This window comes from Halorubrum sp. CBA1229, from assembly GCF_003721435.2.
Taxonomy (GTDB): Archaea; Halobacteriota; Halobacteria; order Halobacteriales; family Haloferacaceae; genus Halorubrum.
Genome location: NZ_CP054585.1, coordinates 1,425,375 through 1,449,300 on the forward strand (window position 1 = coordinate 1,425,375; position 23,926 = coordinate 1,449,300).

The following is a 23,926-nucleotide window of genomic DNA, read 5'->3' on the forward strand; positions in this document are numbered from 1 at the left end:
ACGCGTGACAGAGGGCCGGCGACGCGCAACGCTTACAAACACGCACTGGCTATCGATGGTTGCGCACAGTCCATTGGGGTAGTGGCCAATCCTGTTGCCTTCTGGGGGCAACGACCCTGGTTCGAATCCAGGATGGACTATTCTCGCGGTTCGCCTGTCTCCGACCCCGAACTGGCGCCCCGCTTCGGTTCATCTGCGGGGGTTCGTTTCGCGTGGATCGCCTCGTTCGCCTCGACGTCTTCTTTCACTTGGAATCAAAAACCGCTCACGTACTGCGGTTTCCAGTAGAAACCAAGGGGTATGGGAACCGTTCGCCCGCCATCCCGCTCACTTCTCGACGTCGAGCAGCGCGACCCGCTCGCGGACGACGTCGGTCAGGTCGCCGGCCGTCGCCGCGAGCTCGCGGTCGGAGACGCCGTAGAACTCCCTGACGCGCTCGGCGTCGAAGTCGCCGTCGCCCGCGCCGTCCGCCTCGGTCGTCAGCTCTTCGACCGCCGCGGCGGCCGCGTCGAGGTCCGCGGCGGGGCGGTCCGCGCCGGGGACGCCGCCGAAGTCGGCGACGAGCACGGCCGCGCGCTGTTCGCCCTCGGAGACGCCCAGCGCCAGCGCGCGGTCGATCTGCCGTCGGCCGGCCGCGTACAGCATGATCTCGACGCCCGGGTCGCGCGCGACGGCCTCGCCGCGGGCGACCGCCCGCGCGGCGAGGCGGGTCGCCTCGCGGAGGTGCGCGTCGGAGACGACGAGGTCGGCGTCGAACGCCTGCACGACCGCGCCGGTCTCGGCGCCGATCTCGTCGAGCCGGGAGAGGAAGCCGTCGAGGTCGTCGATCGCGACCGTTCCGCGCACGAGTCGGTGGGGCGGGGTCGGGGGGTCTGGGAGGGCGTCGTCGCTTCCGCCGGTGCCGAGAGCGTCCTCGCCGCTCACTCGAAATCACCCAGGCTCGCCTGCCCGTCGCCGCTCTCGTCGCTCGCGGAGCCGGCGGTCGCCGCGGCCGACGCCGACTTGTCCGGCCGCACGTCGTCCATCGACGGGTCCTCGCGGCCGGCGTGCTCGAGGATGCGCTCGGCGGTGCGCTCCCGGCCGCGGAGCGCGCCGAGCACGACTGCCTTGTCGGCCTCGCGGAGGTCCGCGCGGGTCTCGACGCCGGCCTCGTACAGCCGGCGGGCGCGCTTCCGACCGACGTTGCGGACGCCGGCCAGGTCGAGCAGCTCCTCGCGGACGCCGTACTCGATCCGCTTGCGGGCCTCGCGGACCGCGACGACGACGTCGCCGTCGACGCCCTCCACGTCGCGTGCGAGGGTCTCGGCCGCGCGCAGCAGCCACTCCGCCGTGTCGACTTTCCCGCGGATGTCGCCGGGGCCGACGCCGTACCGCTCCGTGATGCGGTCCTCGTCGACCTCGTTCGCCCAGTCCTCCAGGAGGCGCGCCGTCTTCAGCGACGCGAGCCAGTCCTCGAAGCGCACGTCCTCGTACTCGGAGGGCACGTCGCCGAGGAACTCGCCCTCGCGCTCGTAGCAGAGCTCGGTGTACTCCTCGCGGTCCCCGGACTTCAGGTAGAGCTCGTACATGTCGGGGGTGCGGCTGACGAGGTGGTAGAGGCCGAGCGGGGTGACCTCGGGAGCGGCGGCGTCTCCGCCGCCGTCGGAATCGCTCGCGGCGTCGGCGTCGCCCTCGGAGTTTGGACCCTCGCTCTCCTCGCCGTCCTCGCCGGCCCGCGTGTACGTCCCGAACCCTGGCTCGTCGCCGTCGTCGTCGGCGGTCATGACGAATTCGCCGGTGTCGGCCCCGCCCGTCGCCGCGTCGGCGTCCCCGACGGCGCCGCCCCCGACCGACCGGAGCCCGTCGATCATCTCCGCGGCGCTCATCGGGTCGAGGTAGAGCCGCGAGACGGTGTGGCCGATACCGGTCGCGGTCAGGCTCTCGCTCCCGCCGTCGCGGTCGCGGTCGACGAAGTCGTTGACGGCGAGGTAGTCGAGGACCGTGTCGGTGACGGCTGCGAGCCGCCCCTCGTCGTCCGTCTGGGTCGCGTAGAGGGTGTTGTCGAGGAAGGAGAGGAGGCCGTCGCGGGTGGAGGCGAAGCCGGAGGCGACGGTGGCGAGCACGTGGGTCCGGAGCGCGGGCTCGGCGGCGAGCTTCGAGCGGACCGGCTCGGGGTCGGCCCAGAGGTACCGCTCGAACAGCTCCTCCTTCGTGTCCGCGTCGTTCGCGAGCAGGACCGCCTCGCCGTAGGGGTCGAGCCCGGGCCGCCCGGCGCGCCCGCACATCTGGTGGACCTCCAGCACGTCGAGGGGTTTCATGCCGCCGAACTCCCCGTCGTAGCGGCGCCAGTCGCGGACGATCACCCGACGCGCGGGGGTGTTGACGCCGGCGGCGAGGGTTGGTGTCGCCGAGATGCACTTGATGAGGCGGTCGCGGAACGCGTCCTCGACGAGCGACCGGTGCTCGCTCGCGAGCCCCGCGTGGTGGAACGCCGACCCCTGCGCGACCGCGTCGGCGAGGTCCTCCGAGGTGTCCGTGTCGGAGACGCCGCGGATCTCCTCGGCGAGCTCGCGGAGGCGGTCGCGCTCGTCGTCGGTGAGCCGCGGGCCGGTGACGTCCGTGAGCTTCCGGGCCGACGACTCGGCGTTGCGGCGGGAGTTGACGAAGACGAGCGAGGAGCCGCCCTGCCCGTCCTCCTCGGTGTCGAGCGCGTCGGCGACGAGCCGGGCGGTCTGGTCCTCGCCGCGCTCGACGGGCACCTCCCGCTTGCTCCCGTCGGCGAAGTCGATCGCGTTGCCGAAGTGGACGCCCATCCGGAGGTCGATCGGCCGCCAGTCGGACTCGACCAGCCCGGCGTCGAGCCAGTCGGCGATGACGTCGGCGTTGCCGACGGTCGCCGAGAGCGCGACCGTCTGGAGCCCGGGGTTCACCTTCCGGAGCTTCGCGAGGGTGACCTCGAGGGTCGGGCCGCGGTTCGGGTCGTCGACCAGGTGGACCTCGTCGCTCACGACGCAGGTGAGGTCGTCGATCCACGGCGCGCCGTTGCGGATCAGCGAGTCGACCTTCTCCGAGGTGGCGACGATGATGTCTCGGGTCGCCAGCCACTCGCCGTCGGACTCGTAGTTGCCGGTGGAGACGCCGACCGTGACGCCGTGGTCCTCCCAGCGCTCGAACTCGGTCTTCTTCTCGCTGGCGAGCGCGCGCAGCGGGACGATGTACAGCGCCTTGCCGCCGCGCTCGATCGCCGACAGCATGGCGAGCTCGGCGATCAGGGTCTTCCCGGAGGCGGTCGGGACCGCGGCGACGAGGCTGTCGCCGTCGACGACGCCGGCCTCGACGGCGGCCGCTTGGGGCGGGTACAGCTCGGCGACGCCCTCCGCTTCGAGCGCCTCGCCGACGCCCGCGGGGAGCCCGGAGAGCGAACTCGGTTGCATTACCGGAGGGTGGGCCCCGACCCGATTTAAACCGTCGGAACGGGGCGGTGGCGGGGAGCGGGCTCGTCCCATCGCGGCCGACCCGCCGCTTCCGCTATAGCTCGCCCTTCGTGCTCGGCGTGTCGCTGCGGCGCTCGTCGAGCCGCGTCGCGTCGTCGAGCGCCCGCGCGAGCGCCTTAAAAAGGGCCTCCACCTCGTGGTGCGCGTTGTCGCCCGTCTCGACCGCGGCGTGGAGCGTCAGGCCGGCGTTGTGCGCTAACGACAGCGCGAAGTGGTCGGCCATGACGCTGGTGAACTCCCCGACCGACTCCTGGGAGAACTCGCCCGAGAAGTCGTAGTACGGGCGCCCGGCCACGTCGACGACGACGCTCGCGACCGCCTCGTCGAGGGGGACCCGTCGGTCGGCGTACCGCCGGATACCGCGCTTGTCGCCGAGCGCCTCGTCGAACGCCTCGCCGAGGCAGATCGCGACGTCCTCGACCGTGTGGTGGTCGTCGATCTCGGTGTCGCCGTCGCACCTGACGGTGAGGTCGAAGAGGCCGTGCTTGGCGAACGACGCCAGCATGTGGTCGTAGAAGCCGATCCCCGTGTCGACCTCGCTGTCGCCGTCGCCGTCGATCGCGAGGGTGAGCTCGATCGTCGTCTCGCTCGTCTCGCGGGTGACCGCGGCCGTCCGGTCGTGATCGCTCATACCGGCCCGTCGCGGCGGATTCGTAAGTCGGTTGCGGGTGTGGGAGAGAGAGTTCAGTATAAAGGAGAGTTCAGTATAAAGGGATGTTGCGGTGGCGCGCGCCTCCGAGCGCCCGCAGGGCGCGAGGAGCGCGTGCGAGGGAGCCCGCGGCTGCCAAAGGCAGCCGCGACGAGGCTGGGGAGGCGTGAGGCTGCGGTGACGGTGCGGTCGGGCGGGGCTCAAAGGGGCAGCCGCGAGGGCGAAGCCCGGCGCAGCAAGCACCGCAGCGAGCAACGCGAGCGAGGAGCACAGCAAGCCGCGCGAGTCGTCGCGGCTGGGGCTTTGGAGTTGTTCTCCGCCGATTTGGTGTCACTTGCTTATAAGTGAGCGGCTGGTGCTTTGGAGTTGTTCTCCGCCGATTTGGTGTCACTTGCTTATAAGTGAGCGGCTGGTGCTTTTGAGGTATCCACTGACGATCCGCCGTCAACCACGTATATCCGAGCGGCTGGGGCTTTGGACGTGTTCGCCATCGATCCGCAGTCAGCCGTTTACGGGCAAACGGTCGGTGATTTGGCAGTGTTCACCACCGACCCGATCACGACCGATTATAAACGAACGACGCCGACACCACGTCACGATATTTAAATCTCGTCCGCTGCGTCCTGCGCCTCTCGCAGCGTGAACTCGCCCTCGTACAGCGCGGTGCCGACGACGACGGCGGCCGCGCCGGCCTCCTTCAGCGCGACTACGTCGTCGACGCTCGCCACGCCGCCGGACGCGATAACCGGAATATCCACGGCCTCGACGACGCCTTGGACCGCCTCCCGATCGATCCCCTCCAGCTGCCCCTCGACGTCGACGTTGGTGAAGAGGATCGCGCCCGCGCCCAGTTCCTCGTACCGAACCGCCGCCTCAGCGGGGTCCAGCCCAGTTCCCTCGGTCCAGCCCGACACGACGACCTCGCCGTCCTTCGCGTCGAGGCTGACGACGACGCTGCCGGGGTGCGTCTCGTCGATTGCGGCGACGATCTCGGGCGTCTCGACCGCCGCGGTGCCCAGAATGACGCGGTCGAGCCCCAGATCGAGGAGGTCGCGCGCACCCTCGGCCGTGCGGATGCCGCCCCCCAGTTGGAGGCCGATTTCGTCGGGAACGCTCTCGACCACCGCCTCGATCGCGTCGGCGTTGACGCGCTCGCCCTCGAACGCGCCGTCGAGGTCGACGAGGTGGAGCGTCCGCGCGCCCGCGTCGATCCAGCGCTCGGCGGCCTCGACGGGGTCGCCGTACCGCTTGCCCGTGCCCCGCTCGCCGCCGACCAGCTGGACGACCTCGCCGTCCTGTACGTCGACCGCCGGGACCACCTCGAAGTCGGAAACGCCGCTCATACCCGTCGAGAGTCGCGGGCGGGGATTAAACGGGTCGATTCGCGGGGGCGGCGACCGCGCCGCGCGAGTCGCCGCGTCGACTCGCCGGACGCCTCACTCCACCGAGACGATCAGCGCGGATATCTCCTCGTCGAACGCGGCCGGGTCGGTGGCGAGCGCCTCGGCGGTCTCCGCGTCGGCGATCGACTCGACGACCGTCTCGCCGTCGACCGCGACCGAGAGGGCGTCGCCGATGACCTCGGTGACCGCCTCCGACGGGAACGCCCCGCCGGCCATGAGCACGTCAGTGCCGTCGTGCCAGACGGCGAGCCGCGCGGTGACGCCCACGGTCTCGTCGACCGCGGTCGTCGAGCCGTCCGGGAGCGGGACCTCCCCGTCGAGCGCGAACTCGCCCTCGAAGCGCCACGCCGTCGCGGTGTGGCCGCCGGTCACGGTCGTGATCCCCTCGTCGACCTCCTCGAGGTTCTCTATCCCGGCGTTCCGGAGCTGCGCGCGGAACGCGTCGACCGCGGCCGTCTCCACCTCCGTCATCAGCCGATCTCGACCGATCCCGGCCGGGAGCCCGTCGAGGGCGGGGCGGAGATCGATCCGGGTCGCGAAGAAGGCCACCGGCGACCCGCTCGCGCCGAACGTCTCGTCGAGCGCCTCGGCGACGGAGACGTACTCGTAAATCAGCGAGCGTTCGAGCGCACGCACTGTCACCGGGCCGTACGCCTGCTCGAAGACCGTGCTCTCCGACTCGTCGAGGAGCCGCCAGCCGTCGTCGATCCGCTCGCTCGTCACGGTCGGCTCCGGCACCGGCCCGTCGCGGGTACCGAGACAGCCCGCGAGGCCGACGGCCGCGGCGCTCGCGCCCGCGGCGAGCAGCCGTCGGCGCGTCGTTCCGGCCGCGTCCTCCGTCGACAGTCCGTTCATACCACACGGAGCGCGCCCCGCGGTAAATCGGTGTCGCCGCGGCTATCGGGACCGATATCGCCGGTGTCGGACGGCGGAAGACCGACGGACCGGAGACCGCCACCGACACGGATCGCTTATAACCACCCAGTGTGACAACCGAGTAATGGCAGACGACACGGACGCGACTACTGACGCGGACGCGACTGCGACCGTCGACGACGAATCGGACGTGCCCGGGGCCCGGCGGCGACCCCGCCCGTCGACCCGCCGCCGGTTCCTAGCGCTCGGCGGCGCCGCGGGCGCCCTCGCGCTCGCGGGGTGTAGCGCGGAGCAGACCGGCGACGACGGGAGCGACGGCGGCTCCGAGGACGGGTCGGACGGGTCCGACGGCGACGATGACGGCTCCGCCGGCGAAGACGGGGAAGACGGCGACGACGCGGAGACGCCCACGCTGACGGTCGCGACGTACACCAGCTTCATCGACGCGCCGTCGGTGAGCCCGGGCGAGTGGCTCAAAGAGGAGTTCGAGTCGCGCGTCGACGCCGAGCTGGAGTGGGCGACGCCCGACAACGAGCTGAACTACTACGTCGAGCGGGCCGCCTCGGGCGTCTCCATCGACGCCGACCTCTACGTCGGCCTCACCACCGAGGACCTCGTGCGCGTCGACGACCAGCTCGACGACGACCTGTTCGCCGAGCGGGGCGAGGTGGGCGGGTTCGACAACGTCCGTGACGGGCTCCTGTTCGACCCGTTCGACCGGGCGGTCCCCTTCGACACCGGCTACGTGAGCCTCGTCTACGACGGCACGGCGATCGAGGCGCCGGCGACGTTCGACGGGCTGCTCGCCGACGAGCACAGCGGCGCGCTCATCGCGCAGAACCCCGGCGGCTCCTCGACGGGGCGCTCGTTCCTGCTGCACACGATCCACCGCTTCGGCGACGGCGGCGTCGCGAGCGACGGGGACGGCGAGGCGGTCGAGGGCGGCGACGGCGACCCCGACTACGACTACCTCGACTACTGGGCGGACCTCCAGGCCAACGACGTGCGGGTGCTCGGCTCGTGGGACGACGCCTACACCGCCTGGAGCAACGGGGAGGCGCCGATCGTCGTCTCCTACTCGACCGACCAGGTGTTTGCGGCCGACGCGGGCGAGGACCTCGGACAGCACCAGATCCGCTTCCTGAACGATCAGGCGTACGCGAACCCGGAGGGGATGGCGGTCTTCGCCGACGCCGACGAGCCGGAGCTCGCCCGCGAGTTCATGTCGTTCATGCTGGAGCCGGACGTGCAGGGCGAGATCGCCCAGCGCAACGTCGCCTTCCCCGCGACCGACACCGCGACGCTCCCCGACGACTACGCCGAGCTCGCGAAGGAGCCGGCAGAACCGGTGACGTTCACGTACGACGAGCTCCAAGGCTCGGTCAGTGAGTGGATCGACGCCTGGGAGCGGCAGTACGCCGGGAACTGAGGGCGACCGCGTGACGGACCGTCGCAGCGACGGCGACGCGAGTCGCGGCCGCGCCCGCTCGCTCCGCGACCGGCTCGAAGGGCGCCTGCTGACCGCGCTCGCGGTCCTCACGAGCGTCGTCCTCGTCGTCGTCTTTTATTATCCGGTCGGCACAGTCTTGGTCGAGGCGGTCGTCGTCGACGGCGCCGCCACGCTCTCCGTGTTCGCCGCGCTGCTGCGCGACCCGTTCTACTTCGGGGAGCTGGCCCGGCTGTTCGCGGGCGAGTCGCCGCTCGCGGTCGCGAACGCGTATCTCGGCCCCGACCGCCGGCTCGGGATCGTCGGCTTCACCGCGTATCAGGCCGCGCTCTCGACCGTCGCCAGCGTGGCGATCGGACTGCCCGCCGCGTACCTGCTCGCGCGCTTCGAGTTCCCCGGGCGACGGTCGCTGCGGTCGCTGACGATCGTCCCGTTCGTGCTCCCGTCGATCATGGTCGCGGTCGGCTTCGTCGCCACGTTCGGCACCAACGGGACCCTGAACGCCGTCCTGTCGGCGCTCGGGCTCCCACGCGTCGACCTGATGTTCACCCTCCAAGCGGTCGTGATCGCGCACGCCTTCTACAACGCGCCGCTCGTCGCCCGGGTGACGACCGCGGCGTGGGAATCGGTCGACGCGCGCGCGGTCGAGACCGCCCGGAGCCTCGGTGCGGGGCCGGTCCGGGCGTTCTTCGACGTGGTCGCGCCGCAGGTGTACCCCGCCGTGCTGACGGGGGCGGCGCTGACGTTCGTCTTCACCTTCGGCACCTTCCCCATCGTCCTCGCGCTCGGCGGGTTCGAGCTCGCGACGGTCGAGGTGTTCGTCTACCGGCTCGTCCGCGACCTGAGCTACGCCGAGGCGGCCGCGCTGGCCATCGTCGAGCTCGTCATCTCCCTCGGAGTGCTGCTGGCGTACCTGCGCTACGAGGCGCGCAACACCGTCAGCGCGCGGGGCGCTCGCCCCCTCCCGCGCAGGCGCCTGCTCCCCTCGGCGCCGACCGCTCGTGACCTCCTGCCGCGCGTCGGGCTCGCCGCCTACAGCGTCGCCGTGGCGGTCCTCTTCCTCGCGCCGATCGCCTCGATGATCCTCGCGAGCGTCACGGGGGGCGACGGCGCGCTCACGCTGGAGCACTATCGGTTCCTCCTCGACCGCCAGCGCACGGGGGCGGCGTTTCAGGTGCGTCCGTGGCCCGCGATCCGCAACTCGCTGGCGTTCGCGTCGGCGTCGACGCTGCTCGCCCTGCCGATGGGGGTCGTCGTCGCGGTGCTGACGACCCGGCGGTACCGCGGCCGGAAGCTGGTCGACGCGGCCGCGATGGCGCCGCTGGCGGTCTCGGGGATCATCGTCGGGCTCGGCCTGCTGCGCGGGCTCGTCTTCGGCGTCGAGGTGGCGGGCTGGCGGATCGCGGCGACCGGCGCGGTCGCCATCGTGGTCGCGCACGCGGTCGCGGGCTACCCGTTCGTCGTCCGGACTGTCGCGCCCGGGCTGGAGGGGCTCGACCGCTCGCTGGTCGAGTCGGCTCGGGCGCTCGGCGCGTCGCGGGCGCGGGTGATCCGCGACGTGGAGCTCCCCCTCGTGTGGCCCGGGGTCGTCGCCGGCGCGGCGTTCGCGTTCGCCATCTCGATCGGCGAGTTCACGGCGACGGTGGTGCTCGCCACCGGCGCCGACGCGTACACGATGCCGGTCGCCATCGAACGGTTCATCGGGCGTCGGCTCGGACCGGCGACCGCCATGGGCGTCGTCCTCCTCGTCGTTACCGGGCTCAGCTTCGTCGTCATCGAGCGCCTCGGAGGTGAGACCAGTGGGCTCTGATCCGGAGCGCCGTCCCGCCGGCGGCGAGGCGCCCGCCCCCGACCCGGACCGCCCCCCGGCGGTCGAGCTCGACGGCGTGACGAAGCGGTACGGCGACACCGCCGCCGTCGACGACGTGAGCCTCCGAGTGCGCGAGGGCGAGTTCTTCACGCTGGTCGGTCCCTCGGGCTGCGGCAAGACGACGACGCTCCGGCTGATCGCGGGGTTCGAGGAGCCGACCGCGGGGACCGTCCGCTTCTCCGGCGAGTCGGTCGCGGGCGTGCCGCCCGAGGACCGCGACGTGGGCGTCGTCTTCCAGAACTACGCGCTGTTCCCGCACATGACCGTCGGCGAGAACGTCGGGTACGGGCTCAACTTCGCGGACCCGCCCGAGGGAATGAGTCGCGACGAGCGCGTCGCGGAGCTGCTGGAGCTGGTCGACCTCCCCGACGCCGCCGACCGCGAGCCCGAGAGCCTCTCCGGCGGGCAGCAGCAGCGCGTCGCGATGGCTCGCGCGCTCGCGCCCGGTCCCGACCTCCTCCTCTTAGACGAGCCGATGAGCGCGCTCGACGCGCAGCTCCGCGAGCGCCTCCGGGTGCAGGTCAGGGAGATCCAGTCGGAGCTCTCGATTACGACCGTCTACGTCACCCACGACCAGGAGGAGGCGCTGGCGATCTCCGACCGCGTGGCGGTGATGCGCGACGGAACACCGGAGCAGATCGCGCCCCCGCGGACCGTCTACCGCGAGCCGGCGACCCGGTTCGTCGCTGAGTTCGTCGGCGACAACAACGTGTTCGCGGGCCGGGTCACGGCGATCGAGGGCACCTCCGGGGGATCCACCGCCGCCGTCGACGCCGGCGGCGAGACGCTCCGCGTCAGGGTCGGCGGGGCCACCGACGTCGCCGTCGGCGACCGCCTCACCTTCTCGGTCCGGCCCGAGTACCTGCGGATCGACGAGGGGGAGAGCCGGCTCGCGGCGACCGTCGCGAGCGCGGAGTTCCTCGGCGAGACGACGCGCGTGACCCTCGACTGGGGCGGTCGCGACCTCGTCGTCCGGACGCGCGACCCGCTCTCCGGGGAGGTCGTCGTCGGCTTCGACCCCGAAGACGCGCACGTGATCGACGTCGACGCGGCGTGATTGACAACGGTTTATAAATAGCACATGCAGTTGGCGCGCGCCTCCGAGTGGCCGGTAGGCCACGAGGAGCGCCGCGCGAGGGAGTCGCTGGCGGCGCCTGCCGCCAGCGACGAGGCTTGGGGAGGCGTGAGGCTGCGGTGCGGTTGCGGGCGGGTGGGACTCAAAGGGGCAGCCGGGAGGCGGGCGCAGGCGACGCAAGCACTGGAGGGAGCGAACGAAGTGAGCGACCGAAGCGCGCAGCGAGCGTGCGCCCGCCTCCCGGCTGGGGCTTTGGAGGTGTTTTCCGTCACCGCGGCTGCAACGACGTACAGCCGAGCGGCTGGGGCTTTGGAGGTGTTTTCCGTCACCGCGGCTGCAACGACGTACAGCCGAGCGGCTGGGACTTTGGAGGTGTTTTCTGTCACCGCGTCAGCAACGACGTACAGCCGAGCGGCTGGGGCTTTGGCGGTGGTCACTGTCGATCCGGTCTCACTCAGTTATAAACAAACGCCCAGGACTGTAGAGGAGTTCACCGTGCCGTCAACAACCATGACGCAGTCGTTCGGTCGGCGACGCAACCCTTACGCGTCGTGACCGTCAAAACCGGGTATATGACCGACGAACGCGACGGCGACCGCCACGAGTTCTCCGCGGGGCAGGGCGTCGACGCCGACTACGAGGAGTTCACCCTCGACCCCGAGGAGATCGACGCCGACCCGAACACGGTCGACCCCGTCGACTCCCGCGTGCTCACCGATATCCTCGACAAGCGGAACGTCGAGAGCGACGCCATCGACGTGGAGCGCCTGATCGACGTCGGGCTCTCGTATATGGGGATCAACCGCTTCGAGGAGGCGACGGAGACGTTCGAGCGCGCCGCCCAGTTCGCCGAGGAGGACTCGCTGGAGGCCCAGGAGGCGTGGGTGAACAAGGGCGCGGCGCACGCCGAACTCGAAGAGTACGACCAGGCGATCGGCGCCTACGAGGAGGCGCTGCGGATCGACGACTCCTCGGAGCACGCCGCGACCGCCGAGACCAACCTCGCGTACGCGCTCTGGGAGTTCGGCCGCACCGAGCAGGCGCTCGAACACGCCGAGCGCGCCGTCGAGACCGACCCGCGCTTCGCCGAGGCGTGGTACAACCGCGGGTTCATGCTGGTCGAGCGCGGGCTCGCCGAGGACGCCGTCACCTGCTTCGACAACGCGATCCGCCTCGGCTACCGGAGCGCGGGCGTCCTCGAGGAGAAGGCGCGCGCCCTCGAGGAGGCGGGCGAACACGAGCAGGCCGAGGAGGTCGCCGACCGGGCCGAAGAGATCCGCCGCGAGGCGGAAGGGCAGATGGTCGAGGAACAGACCGGACAGGCGCCCGGACCGGGCGGTCGCGGCGGGCGGGGCGGCGCCGGAAACCGCGGCGGTCGCGGCGGTCAGCCGGGCGCCGGCGAGCGCGGCGAGCCGGCCGAGTCCCCGGAGCGCGAGCTGCAGGGCGAGGGGCCCGAGGGCTTCTAGATGGGCTCGCCGGCTCCCGTGATGCTCCTGCGCGAGCGCGAGACCGCGGAGGGGACGCTCGTCTCCGTCTGCGACGCGGACTGTCTCGGCGAGACGTACGAGGACGGCCCCGTGAGGCTAGCCGTCACTGAGGAGTTCTACGGCGGCGACGACGCCGTCGAGGCGAGCGCCGAGGAGGTCGTCGCCGGACTCCGCCGCGCGCAGGTCGCGAACATCGTCGGGCGCGAGGCCGTCGGCGTCGCGGTCGAGGCCGGGCTCGTCGACGAGGAGACGGTGCTGGAGGTCGAGGAGACCCGACACGCACAACTGCTCTGGCTGTGAGGACGGGGGTATGAAGCGACTCGGGAGGGCGGAGCTCGCGGAGCTGTTGGGACCGCACCCGCCGTCGGACGCGTTCTGGAGCCGCGCGATCGACGCCAAACGCGCCGTCATCGGCGTCGCGCCGGAGGTCGTGGGGGAGGAACTGGACGCCGAGAACCCGGAGCGCGCCCGCCGGAACCGACGCCGACGCGGCGAGCGCGGCCCGGACGGCCCGCTCTCGACGGGCGACATCGTCGACGTCGGCGACCACTCGTTCGTCGTCGTCGCGGTCGAGGAGACGAAGGCGGGGGGGCGCCGGTACCGGCTCGATCTGGTGGAGCCGCGGTCGGACGAGTGATCGTTTAAAAGTAGGGACCGCGCTACAGGTCCGCGACGTCCTCGATCGCGTCGGTGAGCTCCTTCACGCTCTCGACCGTGTGCTCGCCCATGTGACCGATGCGGAACGTCTCCTCGGCGATGTCGCCGTACCCGTTCGAGAAGGCCATGTCGTACTCCTCGCTCACTTCCTCGATCGTCGCGGCGACGTCGATCCCCTGCGTGTTCTCGATACAGGCGACCGTCTGCGACTCGTACCCCTCCTCGGGGAACATCGCGAAGTGCTCGTCCGCCCAGTCGTGGACGTACTCCATCATCTCCCGGTGGCGCTCGTCGCGGGCGCGGTGCCCCTCGTCGAGCATGTGTTTCATCTGCTTGCGGTACGCCAGCATGATCGGGATGGCGGGCGTCGAGTGGGTCTGGCCCTTCCGGTCGTAGTAGTCGATCGCACGCCGGAAGCCGCCGTACCACGAGGAGTCGCCCTTCTCGACCTCGCGGTCGTAGGCGTCGTCGCTGACGACGCAGACCGCGAGCCCCGGGGGCATCGCGAACGCCTTCTGCGTGGACGCGAAGATGACGTCGATGTCGTGTTCCTCGATATCGACGTAGTCGCCGCCGAGCGACGAGACGGCGTCGACGGCGAAGTAGGTGTCCGGGAACTCTGCGATCACGTCGCCCATCTCCTCGATCGGGTTCCGGACGCCGGTCGACGACTCGTTCATCACGCCCGCGACCATGTCGTACCCCTCGTCGCTGGCTTCGAGCGCCTCGCGGACGTCCTCGGGTTTGACCGCCTCGCCCCACTCGTACTCCAGCCGGGTGACGTCCTTGCCGAGCCGCTCGGCGACGTTGGCGAACCGCTCGCTGAAGCTCCCGCAGGTCGGCACCAGGACGCGGTCGTCGACGAGGTTGAGCGTCGACGCCTCCCAGAACTCCGTGCCGGAGGCCGTGAGGATGATCACGTCGTTGTCGGTGCCGAGGAACTCCTTCGTGTCCTCGACGATGGTCGTGTACAGGTCGGTCATCCGGTCCATCCGGTGCCCGAACGTCGACTCCGTCATCGCCTCGATGACGTCGTCGCGGACCTCGGTCGGCCCGGGGATGTACAGCGTCTTGTCGTCGTAGTCGTCGCGGTATTCGCGTTTCTCTGTCACGGGATCCACCTGATGGATCGTATCGGGTCGCGAGACAGTATGTTCCTTGTGATATCCGCGAAAGGGAGAGCGGCGTTCGGGCGTGGAGGCCGCGCCCTAGCGCCAGTGCCAGAAGTCGTTGCCGTCGTCCTCGACGGGGTCGGTGCGCTCCCGGAGGTCGACGACGTCCGCTTCGGTGGGCTCGCGGTCGTCCGGGAGCCGCTCCATGCAGTCGAAACAGAGGAAGAACTCGGAGCCGTCGGCGAGCTCCAGGGTCATCCCCTGCGTCGACTCGAACGCGAAGTTCCACAGGTCGCCGATCCCGCCGGCGATCCTGACGGACCGCTCGCAGACGTGGCACGACTCCGAGGCCATACGCGAGGTAGGGGTTCGGGGCGGTAATGCGTGTCGGCGAATACGTTGTCGACGGCAGATGGACTTCGAGTAGCTTCGGGTCTCCGACCGCTTGTTTATAAACGGCCGACTGTGGATCGACGGTGAACACCTCCAAAGCCCCAGCCGGGAGGACTCGGGGGCCTCGTTGCGGTCCTCGGTCGCTCGCGCTGCTCGCTCCCTGCGGTCCTTACTTCGGCCGCCGTCGTCCTCCCGGCTGCCCCTTTGAGTCCCGCCCCGCACAGCACCGCAGCCTCACGCCTCCCCAGCCTCGTCGCTGGCGGCTGGCGCCGCCAGCGACTCCCTCGCGCGGCGCTCCTCGTGGCCTACCGGCCACTCGGAGGCGCGCGCCACCGCTCGTTTATAAATGGCTGTGACGCCCTTCCGCGACCTCTTTATAAACCACGTCGCCGTCGTCGGGGCTTTGCCGTCCGTTCCGAGTCGCTGTCGGCGGTTCCTGTGGCCCGTCACGGTCGTGAGCGAATCCTGCCCCGGTGCCGGTCGCTTATATGTGTACAACGGAAGGTGAAGGTATGAACGAGGACTCTCGCGCGGACCGGCGCTCCCCCGTCGGCGAGCCCGTCGTCCGGGCCGACCCCGAGGTGACGGGCGAGCGGGCCGCGGAGGCGGTCGGCTTCGACCCCGACGACCCCGAGAGCGTGGCCGAGGCGGCCGAGACGGTGGCCCGCTTCGCGGCCGGCGACGTCGGCGACGAGGACAACGTCCTAATGTTGCGCGGGGCGGCCGCCTGCGCGGCCTTGGTCCGCGGCGTCGGCTCGTACAAGGCGGCCGCCGAGCGAGCGGGCGACGACGTCTCCGTGGCGTTCATCCGCAAGTGGGCCCGCGTCCACGACCTCCCGCAAGCGATCCGCCGGCAGGTCGCGAGCGGCCGGATCGCGCCGAGCGCGGCGAAACACGTCGCGCGCCTCGGCGGCACCGACCGCTACCTGCTCGCGTGGGCGACCATCGACGGCGACCTCACCGTCCGCGAGGTGCGCTCCATCGCCTCCGCGGTCAACGACGGGGCCGACGTCGAGAGCGCGGTCCGCGAGGCGGGCGTCGAACTCGGGTTCCTCGGCGTCCGGCTCCCCCTCGACACGTACGTGGAGCTCCGGCGACGCGCCTCGAACCGGAACGTCGAGCCCGGCGCCCTCGTCACCGAGGCGCTCGACGACTACTTCGCCGCCGACGGCTCCGAGTAGCGCTCGGCGAACCGACCGACCGCGGCCGCGATCGCCGCCCGCCCCTTCTCGACCTCGTTCCACGCGATCGTCTCGTCCGGGTAGTGCGCCTCCGTGACGGTCCCCGGCCCCAGCAGCACGGTCGGGATCCCCGCCGCGACGTAGTGCCTGGAGTCGGCGCCGTACGTCGCGCCGGTCGGCTCCGGGTTCGGGAGTCCGGCCTCGACCAGCCCCGCCCGCGCCGCCTCGACGATCGGCTCGTCGACGGCGACCTCGCTCGCCTCGAACTGCACGGAGAACCGCTCGAACGTCGGCGGGTGCTCGCGCAGCCACGGGTCCTCGGCGACGACCGCGTCGAGCCGCTCGCGGAACGCCGCCGCCACCTCGTCGACCGTCTCGCCCGGTGCGACGCCGATCCGGAACTCCGCCGTCAGCGATGCCGGCACGGTCGACGCCCACGACCCGGCGTCGACCGTCCCGCAGACCACCGGCCACGGCACCGGGAACTCGGTGTACAGGGGGTGCGTCACCGACTCGCCGCGCTCGGTTTCTAGGTCCATGAACGCCTCCCGGATCGCCTCGAACCGCGGGAGGACGTCCTCGCCGCGCCACGGCGTGGCGGCGTGCGCGCTCCGCCCGGTCAGCTCCAGCCGCGCCATCAGCGACCCCTCGGTGGCGACCACGGGGCGCAGCTCGGTCGGCTCCGCCACGATCGCCGCGTCGCGCTCGAACGGATACGGGTTCGCGAGCGCCGCGGTCGCCGCGCCGTACCCGCCGTCCTCCTCGCCCGCGACCGCCTCGACGACGACGCGGAGCCCGCCGGCCGGGAGGTCGAGTTCGCCGGCCGCGACCGACTCCCGGACGTCGAGTGCCGCGCCCGCGCAGGCCGCCACCCCCGACTTCATGTCCGCCGCGCCGCGGGCGGTGAGGGTGTCGCTTTCGGCGTCGCCGTCGTCGCCCTCGGCGTCGCCGTCCTCGGTTCCCCACGCCGGTTCGAAGGGGTCGCTCGACCACTCCGCGGGCTCGGCCGGCACCACGTCGATGTGGCCGTTGAGGACGACCGCGGGCGTGGCGTCGCTGACGACGTCGTCCTCGCTCGCCCCGCCGAGTTCGAGCACGCCGCCGACGCTCCGGCGACCCGCCACGTCCGCTTCGTCGAGATCGTCCGGGAAGGAGGGGTGGTCGGCGAGCAGGTCGGGGTCGGCGTCCCACGCGTACGTCTCGAAGCCGAGGTCGTCGAGGCGGTCCTCGACGAAGTCGGCCGCGGCCGCCTCCCTCCCGGCGGTGGAGGGGAACCGACAGAGGTCGGCGGCGAACGCGCGCATGTCGAAGTCCATGCTCGCGGCGACGCGGGCGGTCCCGAAATCGTTTCGGATCGGCGGAGAATCCCCTCGCCGCACGCGGTTTCTAAACGTTTATCCGTGGTCTCGCCCTACCGATTCGTGTCTGGGCCGGTAGCTCAGTTAGGGAGAGCGTCCGGCTTTTAACCGGACGGTCGGGGGTTCGAATCCCTCCCGGCCCGTTTTCCTGCGACCAACGGGAGCAGTGAAAACGCCAGCGGGATTCGAACCAGGGAGCACGCAGCGCCGAGAGAAGCGAGGCAACCGTGCGAGTGGGGTTCGAATCCCTCCCGGCCCGCTGTACCGCCGCGAGCAACACCGAGAGCGACGCGGCCGCTCCAAGCCGTCGAAATCGAGGGAAAAAGCGCGTGACGTGTCGCCGAAACCGAACTCAGTACCCGAGCTGCTCGCGCACGAGGACGACCGTCGTCCGGCCCTCCTCCGTCTCCTGTCGGTAGATGAGCTGCTTGGCGATCGACGACTCGACGCCGTACGCCTCCTGGGCGCGCTCGTTCTCCAGCGGGTACGCGACCGACTCCAGTCGGTCGAGGGCGTCGTCGAGGGTCGGGACGATCTTGTTCGCGCCGCTGACGATGACCACGTTGCCGGCGGCGAACGGGTACGCCCCGATCCGGCTGCCGGAGAGGTCGGCGGCGACGAGCTCGCCCGTCTCCGCGATCGCGTTGATCCCGCCGAGGAAGTAGTCCGCGGTCTGGGCCTTCCGGCGCGCCGCCTGTCGCTCGGCGTCGTCGTCGATGCTCCAGATCTCGTCCGGGAGGCTCTCCCACTCGTGGTCGCCCTCGCTCAGGAGCTCGTCGAACCCGATCTCCTCGAGCGTCGTCGAGTGACCGTTCATCACGGACGCGCCCGCGGGGATCTGCGCTTCGACCGCCGCCAGCGCCTCGTCGGCGGAGTCGACGACGACGACCTCGAACCCGTTGGCTTCGAGGCCCTCGACCGCCGATTCGACGGTCTCGTCGTCGGGGAGCTGGTCGAGCGCGTCGTCGATCTCGGTGTCGTCCGCGTAGTCCGCTTTCTGTTGTGGCATGGTGAAGTGACCGCGAATCGGGACCGCGGTGCGCCGCTCCGTGGATGAGTCCACGCCGAGAGACGCCGGGTCCGTCTCGTGTACGAACCGAGGAGCGGACGACACTTAACGACTCGCGAACACTCGTGTCGGGTGGTGACACCGGTGTTATCGTCGTGTCGGCGGGGCGACCGCTCGGTTCGTGACGGGTAAGACGAGCTGGTCGATACCGCGATCGACGAGCCGCCGGCTACGCGAGCGGTCGTCTCGATAAAAATCGCGTGTCGTCGAGGCCCGTGAGGGCGCGCGACGGTCGGTCGGCGGGTCGGTTCGGCGAAGCGACTGCGGTCGGCGTGGAGTGTGTGGTGTGGCCTACGCGAAGCTCACATCGCGCCGCCCATACCGCCCATGCCGCCCATGCCGCCGCCCATGCCGCCGGGCGCGCCGCCGGGGCCGCCCTCGTCGCCGCCGTCGTCGGTGCCGCCGCCCTTGAGGTCGCCGGCCGCGATGACGTCGTCGATGCGGAGGATCATGACGGCCGCCTCGGTGGCGGACTCGATGGCCTGGGTCTTGACGCGGAGCGGCTCCACGACGCCCTCGGCCTCCATGTCGATCACGTCGCCCGTGTAGGCGTCGAGACCGGCGCCGAACTCGCCGCCGTCGTGGCGGGAGCGGAGGTCGACCAGCGAGTCGATGGGGTCGAGGCCCGCGTTCTCGGCGAGGGTGCGCGGGACGACTTCCAGCGCGTCGGCGAACGCCTCGACGGCGAGCTGCTCGCGGCCGCCGACGGAGTCGGCGAAGTCGCGGAGCTGCAGCGCGAGCTCGGCCTCGGGGGCGCCGCCGCCGGGCAGGACCTGCCCGTCGAGCAGCGTCGTGCGGACGACGCCGAGCGAGTCCTCGATGGCGCGCTCGACCTCGTCGACGACGTGTTCGGTGCCGCCGCGGAGGATGAGGGTGACGGACTTCGCCTGCTCGACGTCCTCGACGAAGATGCGCTCGTCGCCGCCGATGTCCTTCTGGGCCACGGAGCCGGCGAAGCCGAGGTCGTCCGACTCGATGTCCTCGAGGTTGGAGACGACGCGGCCGCCGGTCGCGCGGGCGAGACGATTCAGGTCACCGGACTTCGCGCGGCGGACGGCGAGGATGCCCTCCTGCGCGAGGTAGTGCTGGGCCATGTCGTCGATGCCGTCGCCGACGAAGACGACGTCGGCGCCGATGTTGACGAGGTGGTCGACCATCTCGCGGAGCTGCTCCTCCTCCTGGTCGAGGAACTGCTGGAGCTGGTCGGGGTCGGTGACGTTGACCTCGGCGTCGATCTCCGTCTCCTTGACCTCGATGGCGCCGTCGAACAGCGCCACGTCCGCGTCCTCGACGGCGAAGGGCATGTTCTCGTCGACGCGCTCCTTGTCGACGATGACGCCCTCGACGAGCTCGGACTGGTCGATCGAGCTGCCGACGACCTTCTCGACGGAGACGTTCTCCGTATCGATGTCGTCGTCGTCAGCGACTGCGAGCACGGAGTCGACGACGAGCTCGGCGAGGAGGTCCTTGGAGTTCTCGGCGCCCTTGCCCGTCATCGCCGTCTCGGCGATCTCGACGAGCGTGTCGTAGTCGTCCTCGGAGACCTCGATGGCCTCCTCTTCGAGGATCTCCTTGGCCTTCTCGGAGGCCTGACGGTACCCCTGCGCGAGGGTCGTCGCGTGGATGTCCTGATCGAGGAGCTCCTCGGCCTGATCGAGGAGCTCACCGGCGACCACGACCGCGGAGGTGGTGCCGTCGCCGACCTCCTCCTCCTGCGTCTCGGAGACCTCGACGATCATGTTGGCCGCCGGGTGGTCGATGTCCATCTCCTTCAGGATGGTGACGCCGTCGTTCGTGACGACGACGGACCCGCCGGAGTCGACGAGCATCTTGTCCATCCCTTTCGGGCCGAGCGTGGTGCGGACGGACTCCGCGACCGCCTTGCCGGCCGTGATATTCATGTTCTGAGCGTCCTTTCCGGAGGTTCGCTGCGACTCCTCAGAAAGTACGATCATGGGCTGATTGCCCATCCGCTGGCGCTGTGACATTACAACCTTTGATTGTTTGTGATTCTATATAAACCCTTCGTTCGGGTCGTGCGAAACCGCAACACGGTGGGGGAGTACCGGCCGGTATGGGTTATGTTCACACGGGTGTTTATATAGAACGACAGATTGGGCGATGAGGCGTGGATCGTTTATAAATGGATCTGCGGTCGGCGCGTGCCTACGAGCGGGCCGTCGGCCCGCGAGGAGCACGCGCGACGAGGCTGGGCTTTGGCGGTGTTCACCGTCGATCCAGTATGAGCCGTTTATAAACGAGCGGTTGGGGGTTTGGAGCGGTCCACCGCCACCACGCTGAACTATAACTGAGTGACGACGTCGACAACCGGGACGCCCTAGTCTGATTACTTCGGTGCGTTGAAGCTCACGTCGTCGTCGAGCTCGTTCGACATCCGTTCTAAGTACGAGTACACCGCGCCGTGGGGCGCGCCGTCCAGCAGCATCCCGACCGCTCGACGGACCACTTCGAGCTCCTCGGGCTGGCCGACGGCGCCCACCGTCGAGCCGTAGACGACGACGTTCGCGCCCGACAGCTCCTCTAACAGCTCCCGAGTCCGACCGTTCTCGCCGATGATCCGGCCCTTCTTGCGCTGGAGGTCGTTGTCGTTGCGGGTGTGCTCGGACAGATCGATCAGGTCGAGCGTCCGGAGGTCGTGGTCGAGGATCGACATGGCCGTCTCCGGCGTGAACCCCCGCCCGATCGCCTTGATCACGTCCGGCGCGACCATCGCGGCGACGGGGTCGTCGCGCTCCTCGATGGCGACGCTGCCCGACTCCGAGTCCACGTCCAGCCGCACGTTCGCCCGCTCCTCGATCTCCCGCATCGTCTCGCCGCCGGCGCCGATGACGACGCCGATACGGTCCTGCGGAACCGTCACGTGTTGCATGCGTCGGAATACCCGGCGAAGCCTTTTAAGCGTGTCCGCCGGCCCCGGGTGTGCGGTCGCGTGACGGGGTCTTCGGCCGCTTGAGACCGATATCGTCGCGATTCACTCGTCCGGCTCCCCGCTCGGGTCGGCCTCCGGTTCCGTCACGTACGACCGGAGGTTGTCCGGGTCGACGTCGATCCCCTGCCGGGTGAAGAATGTCGCCACGTTCTCGCAGTCCCGCTGGAGGAACTCGCCGGCGTTCGGGTGGTGGACCGTCACCGCCTGCCCCAGATCGATGATCACCAGCTCGCCGTCGTGGATGATCATGTTGTACTCCGAGAGGTCGCCGTGGATCAGGCCGGCGCGGTAGAGCCGGCGCATGTACTCGCGGACGACCTCGTAGGCGGTCTCCGGGTTCTCCACGTCGACCTCGTTCAGCCGCCGGGCGCGGTCCTCGGCGTGCCCGACGAGCTCCATCACGAGGACGTTCCGCTGGACCGCGATCGGCTCGGGGACGCGCACGCCGGCCTTGCGCGCGCGTTCGAGGTTCGCGAACTCCTTGCGGGTCCACGCCAGCACGACCGCCTTCTTGTCGCTCGCGATCCCCTCGAAGCGCGGGTCGCCCTCGAGGTAGTCACGCATCTGCCGGAAGTTCGAGGAGTTGATCCGGTACACCTTAACGGCGACCTCGCGCTCAGAGTGGGCGCCCTCGGGGCCGCCCCTCGCGGCCTCGGAGCCGGGCTCCGGGCGCTCGCCCGCCTGCCCGCCGAGCGCCTCGAAGACGCTCGCCTCCTTCCCCGTCGACACCGGGCCGCCGAAGGCGTCGACGTAGCCGTCCTGCACGAGCTTGTACACCGCCGCCAGCGTCGCGTCGTCGAACACCGACTCCTGGAGCTTGAACTGCTCGGTGTCCTTGATCCGCTTGCGGAACTCGTCGAACTCGCGGTCCTGCCGCCGGGCGATCCGGTCGGCCTCCGTGTCGGAGACGTCCAACTGTTCCCACTCGTCGCCGGGCTGGTCGTCGGGCTCTAGCAGGACGAACTCCTCGCTCATTCGCCTCGGCGTTCGTCGCCGCGAGGGATAAGCGAGGGGGTCACAGCACGTCGAGTGCGTCCTCCACCGGCATGTGGCCGTCCCGGACCGCCTCCAGCACCTCGCGGCGCTCCTCCGCCTCGGGGTCGACCGCGTCCTCGCCGCCGCCGATCTCGTCGAGCGTCACCTTCTCCGTCTCGCCGACGAACTCGGGGAAGTCGGTGCCGTCGGCGAGCGCCTTCTCCTTCTTCACCCGATACGACCCGGCGTCCGTCGTGTACAGATCGCCCGGGTGGAAGAAGTACCAGTCCTCGCGGTCGAACCGCACCGCGATCCGCGCCTTCGCGCCGAAGTTCCGCGCGAAGAACGTCAGCGCCTCCACCTCCTCGCCGGTGAGGTAGATCGGGTCGCCCGCGCTCGACTTCGCCTCGATGGCGTAGAACGTGTCGCCGTCGCCGGCGAGCACGTCGGGGAGCTCTCGCTCCGTCGCGGCGCCGCTGGCCGGCGCGCGCATCACGGCGAAGCCGGCCTCGTCCAGCGCGTTCACCAACTCGCGCTCGCGGCGGTCGCCCTTCCGGTTAGCGGACACGGTCGTCGTCACCCGGTTCGGTCATGCGCGCCGTAGGCGCGAGGCGGTCAAAAGGGCGGCGGGTCGGCGCGGCCCGCTCTCTGACTCCGCCCGTCCCGCGTCACCCGCGCAGCCGCCACCACAGCGATCGGACCCGATACCCCAGCGAGTTCCGCTCGTACCCGTTCCACCCGCTCATGCCCCCCGCGAGCGTCGACGCCTCGTAGCCGGCCGCATCGAGCACGCTCGTCGCGCGCTTGGCGACGATACCCATCTTGCAGACGGTCACGACCTCCCGGTCGTCGGGGAGCTCGTCGAGTCGGCGTCGGAGCGTCGACTCGTCGCCGCCTCGCAGGTCGTCGTACACGGGCACGTTTCGGCTCGCGTCGATTGCGCCGCGCTCGTAGTCGGACGCGGGCCGGATGTCGAGCAGGAGCGGCTCGTCGTCGGTTCCCAGGCGCTCGTCCAACTCGGCGGGGAGGATGCGACCCATCGGCGGACGATCGGGTTCGCGGGAGAAATCACTGCCGCTCGCGGGCGTCGTCGCCGCGTCGAGGCACCTCCCGTCGCGCTTACTCTCCCAGTCGCTTCCGCGTACTCACTCCCGAAGCCGCTCCGCGTGCTCCGCGACGACTCGGCCGAGCCGCTCCGTGCGCTCCCGGACGTCGTCGTCGGTGATCCCCGTCTCGCCGACGATGCCCGAGGCCCCGCGGATCCCGACCTCGTGGGGGGCGGTCCACGCGTGGACGTTCCGGAACGTCGACCGGAGGTGTTCTAAGGTTCCGCCGTAGGAGCCGCCGCCGGCGGTCGCCAGCAGTCCGACCGCGGTGTCCTCGTACTCCGTCGAGCCGCAGAAGTCGTGGAAGTTCTTGAACGTCGAGGAGAAGGAGCCGCGGTAGACGGGGGTGCCGGCCAGCACGCCGTCGGCCTCGCGCACCCGCCGCAGCAGCGCCTCGCTGTCGCCCTGCGCGTCCTCGTCCGGGTGGTACAGCGGGAGGTCGACCGCGCCCAGATCGATCATTCCGGTCTCGGCGCCGGCGTCCGCCGCGGCGCCGAGCGCGACCTCCAGCGCGGTCCGCGTGGTGCTGTTCGTCCGCCGGCTGCCGGAGACGGCGACGATTCGGGTCATACGTCAGGCTCGGCGCCGAACGGCAAAAAACGAGGGCCATCGTCGGTGACCGACCGCGCTGTCTTGTCGTCGTTTATAAATAATTGACTAGAGACCGTTGGTGACCACCGCCAAAGCCCCAGCCGCTCGGCGATACGTCGTTGATGACGGATCGACAGCGAACACTTACGTCGCCTGCGCCCGCTTCGCGGCTGCCCCTTTGAGTCCCGCCCAACAGCACCACTGGAAGACGGTCCTGCTCGCTCACTGGGTTCGCTGCGCGGGCTGCGACTTCC

22 protein-coding genes and 1 tRNA gene are annotated in these 23,926 nt (G+C 70.5%); 8 read left to right on the forward strand and 15 right to left on the reverse strand.

Translation table 11 applies throughout. The annotated features are described in order from the left end of the window. Positions 1-327: 327 nt before the first annotated feature. The 5 genes from cgi121 to Hrr1229_RS07180 all read right to left on the reverse strand — a co-directional run bounded on the left by cgi121 (position 328) and on the right by Hrr1229_RS07180 (position 6,380). Positions 328-846: a KEOPS complex subunit Cgi121 gene (gene cgi121, locus Hrr1229_RS07160; RefSeq protein WP_255212583.1), complete on the reverse strand. Its 519-nt coding sequence runs from the start codon at positions 844-846 to the stop codon at positions 328-330. Positions 847-920: 74 nt separating this feature from the next. Continuing rightward, positions 921-3,413: an ATP-dependent DNA helicase gene (locus tag Hrr1229_RS07165; protein ID WP_123113534.1), complete on the reverse strand. Its 2,493-nt coding sequence runs from the start codon at positions 3,411-3,413 to the stop codon at positions 921-923. A gap of 94 nt (positions 3,414-3,507) precedes the next feature. After that, positions 3,508-4,104, reverse strand: coding sequence for an imidazoleglycerol-phosphate dehydratase HisB (hisB, locus tag Hrr1229_RS07170; RefSeq protein WP_123113533.1), 597 nt, complete (start codon positions 4,102-4,104; stop codon positions 3,508-3,510). A 620-nt stretch (positions 4,105-4,724) separates the two neighbouring features. After that, a complete protein-coding gene (hisA, locus tag Hrr1229_RS07175) occupies positions 4,725-5,465 on the reverse strand; it encodes a 1-(5-phosphoribosyl)-5-[(5-phosphoribosylamino)methylideneamino]imidazole-4-carboxamide isomerase (RefSeq protein WP_123113532.1) in 741 nt (246 codons plus the stop codon). A gap of 93 nt (positions 5,466-5,558) precedes the next feature. After that, a complete protein-coding gene (locus Hrr1229_RS07180; protein ID WP_123113531.1) occupies positions 5,559-6,380 on the reverse strand; it encodes a hypothetical protein in 822 nt (273 codons plus the stop codon). 145 nt (positions 6,381-6,525) lie between these two features. Between Hrr1229_RS07180 and Hrr1229_RS07185 the strand changes: the two genes are divergently transcribed. The 6 genes from Hrr1229_RS07185 to Hrr1229_RS07210 all read left to right on the forward strand — a co-directional run bounded on the left by Hrr1229_RS07185 (position 6,526) and on the right by Hrr1229_RS07210 (position 12,917). Further along, positions 6,526-7,830, forward strand: a complete 1,305-nt coding sequence (locus tag Hrr1229_RS07185) for a thiamine ABC transporter substrate-binding protein (RefSeq protein WP_123113530.1) — start codon at positions 6,526-6,528, stop codon at positions 7,828-7,830. A 10-nt stretch (positions 7,831-7,840) separates the two neighbouring features. Continuing rightward, on the forward strand, positions 7,841-9,658 hold the full coding sequence (locus tag Hrr1229_RS07190; protein WP_123113529.1) for an iron ABC transporter permease: 1,818 nt from the start codon (positions 7,841-7,843) through the stop codon (positions 9,656-9,658). Then, the gene (locus tag Hrr1229_RS07195) at positions 9,648-10,775 is read left to right on the forward strand and encodes an ABC transporter ATP-binding protein (RefSeq protein ID WP_123113528.1); all 1,128 of its coding nucleotides are present in this window, start codon (positions 9,648-9,650) and stop codon (positions 10,773-10,775) included. Before Hrr1229_RS07190 ends, Hrr1229_RS07195 begins: the two co-directional genes overlap by 11 nt. Positions 10,776-11,365: 590 nt before the next feature. After that, complete coding sequence (locus tag Hrr1229_RS07200) at positions 11,366-12,259, forward strand: tetratricopeptide repeat protein (RefSeq protein WP_123113526.1); 894 nt, start codon at positions 11,366-11,368, stop codon at positions 12,257-12,259. A gap of 21 nt (positions 12,260-12,280) precedes the next feature. Beyond that, on the forward strand, positions 12,281-12,580 hold the full coding sequence (locus Hrr1229_RS07205) for a DUF424 domain-containing protein (protein ID WP_123114895.1): 300 nt from the start codon (positions 12,281-12,283) through the stop codon (positions 12,578-12,580). A 10-nt stretch (positions 12,581-12,590) separates the two neighbouring features. Further along, on the forward strand, positions 12,591-12,917 hold the full coding sequence (locus Hrr1229_RS07210) for a hypothetical protein (RefSeq protein ID WP_123113525.1): 327 nt from the start codon (positions 12,591-12,593) through the stop codon (positions 12,915-12,917). A gap of 22 nt (positions 12,918-12,939) precedes the next feature. Here Hrr1229_RS07210 and Hrr1229_RS07215 read toward each other — a convergent pair whose 3' ends face one another. Then, entirely contained in the window at positions 12,940-14,049 is a 1,110-nt protein-coding gene (locus Hrr1229_RS07215; RefSeq protein WP_123114894.1) for an alanine--glyoxylate aminotransferase family protein, read from the reverse strand. Positions 14,050-14,145: 96 nt separating this feature from the next. Continuing rightward, a complete protein-coding gene (locus Hrr1229_RS07220) occupies positions 14,146-14,403 on the reverse strand; it encodes a hypothetical protein (protein WP_123113524.1) in 258 nt (85 codons plus the stop codon). Positions 14,404-14,954: 551 nt separating this feature from the next. On the opposite strand from Hrr1229_RS07220, the gene Hrr1229_RS07225 reads away from it, so the two are divergent. Continuing rightward, complete coding sequence (locus Hrr1229_RS07225) at positions 14,955-15,623, forward strand: hypothetical protein (protein WP_123113523.1); 669 nt, start codon at positions 14,955-14,957, stop codon at positions 15,621-15,623. Here the strand turns inward: Hrr1229_RS07225 and Hrr1229_RS07230 are convergent. After that, complete coding sequence (locus Hrr1229_RS07230) at positions 15,596-16,939, reverse strand: M20/M25/M40 family metallo-hydrolase (protein ID WP_123113522.1); 1,344 nt, start codon at positions 16,937-16,939, stop codon at positions 15,596-15,598. The genes Hrr1229_RS07225 and Hrr1229_RS07230 overlap by 28 nt on opposite strands. Positions 16,940-17,050: 111 nt before the next feature. On the opposite strand from Hrr1229_RS07230, the gene Hrr1229_RS07235 reads away from it, so the two are divergent. Further along, positions 17,051-17,124 (forward strand) — tRNA-Lys (locus Hrr1229_RS07235). A 209-nt stretch (positions 17,125-17,333) separates the two neighbouring features. Here the strand turns inward: Hrr1229_RS07235 and Hrr1229_RS07240 are convergent. The 7 genes from Hrr1229_RS07240 to Hrr1229_RS07270 all read right to left on the reverse strand — a co-directional run bounded on the left by Hrr1229_RS07240 (position 17,334) and on the right by Hrr1229_RS07270 (position 23,651). Beyond that, positions 17,334-17,990 carry a lactate utilization protein gene (locus Hrr1229_RS07240; RefSeq protein WP_123114893.1) on the reverse strand — a complete coding sequence of 219 codons (657 nt, stop codon included), beginning with the start codon at positions 17,988-17,990 and terminating at the stop codon, positions 17,334-17,336. 362 nt (positions 17,991-18,352) lie between these two features. Further along, positions 18,353-20,005, reverse strand: a complete 1,653-nt coding sequence (gene thsA / locus Hrr1229_RS07245; RefSeq protein ID WP_123114892.1) for a thermosome subunit alpha — start codon at positions 20,003-20,005, stop codon at positions 18,353-18,355. Between the two features lie 392 nt (positions 20,006-20,397). Then, positions 20,398-20,940 (reverse strand): KH domain-containing protein, encoded by a 543-nt coding sequence (locus Hrr1229_RS07250; RefSeq protein WP_123113521.1) that lies wholly within the window; start codon positions 20,938-20,940, stop codon positions 20,398-20,400. Between the two features lie 102 nt (positions 20,941-21,042). After that, positions 21,043-21,975, reverse strand: coding sequence for a serine/threonine-protein kinase Rio1 (gene rio1, locus Hrr1229_RS07255; RefSeq protein WP_123113520.1), 933 nt, complete (start codon positions 21,973-21,975; stop codon positions 21,043-21,045). 40 nt (positions 21,976-22,015) lie between these two features. Continuing rightward, positions 22,016-22,555, reverse strand: a complete 540-nt coding sequence (hjc, locus tag Hrr1229_RS07260; protein WP_123113519.1) for a Holliday junction resolvase Hjc — start codon at positions 22,553-22,555, stop codon at positions 22,016-22,018. Between the two features lie 88 nt (positions 22,556-22,643). Continuing rightward, entirely contained in the window at positions 22,644-23,015 is a 372-nt protein-coding gene (locus tag Hrr1229_RS07265) for a rhodanese-like domain-containing protein (protein ID WP_123113518.1), read from the reverse strand. Positions 23,016-23,120: 105 nt separating this feature from the next. Continuing rightward, positions 23,121-23,651 carry an NADPH-dependent FMN reductase gene (locus Hrr1229_RS07270; protein WP_123113517.1) on the reverse strand — a complete coding sequence of 177 codons (531 nt, stop codon included), beginning with the start codon at positions 23,649-23,651 and terminating at the stop codon, positions 23,121-23,123. Between the last annotated feature and the right edge of the window lie 275 nt (positions 23,652-23,926).